At 52.3% G+C, this 237-nt stretch carries 1 protein-coding gene; it reads right to left on the reverse strand.

Going from position 1 to position 237, the window contains the following annotated elements; all coding sequences use genetic code 11:
- Positions 1 to 81: 81 nt before the first annotated feature.
- Positions 82 to 234: an AraC family transcriptional regulator gene (locus KVT38_RS34185; RefSeq protein ID WP_368859203.1), complete on the reverse strand. Its 153-nt coding sequence runs from the start codon at positions 232 to 234 to the stop codon at positions 82 to 84.
- Positions 235 to 237: the final 3 nt, after the last annotated feature.

The following is a 237-nucleotide window of genomic DNA, read 5'->3' on the forward strand; positions in this document are numbered from 1 at the left end:
CCGTCGGTCAAGGAAGTGTTCAAGGCGCTGATGGCGTACAAGGTGTGATCATTAAGAACCAGTAAGCTCAGAACGCTGAGCTTACTGGTTTTTCATATAATAGGACGTAGGAGACACACCGGCATATTTCTTGTAAACCTTGCTGAAATGGTAGACGTCTGCAAACCCGACATGCCGGGCAATCTCGCCGACGCTCAGACTGGTGGTCGCTAACAGCTCGCGGGGACGGTCGATCGG

Origin of the sequence: Cohnella sp. GbtcB17 (assembly GCF_019091135.1) — a bacterium.
Lineage (GTDB): Bacteria > Bacillota > Bacilli > Paenibacillales > Paenibacillaceae > Cohnella.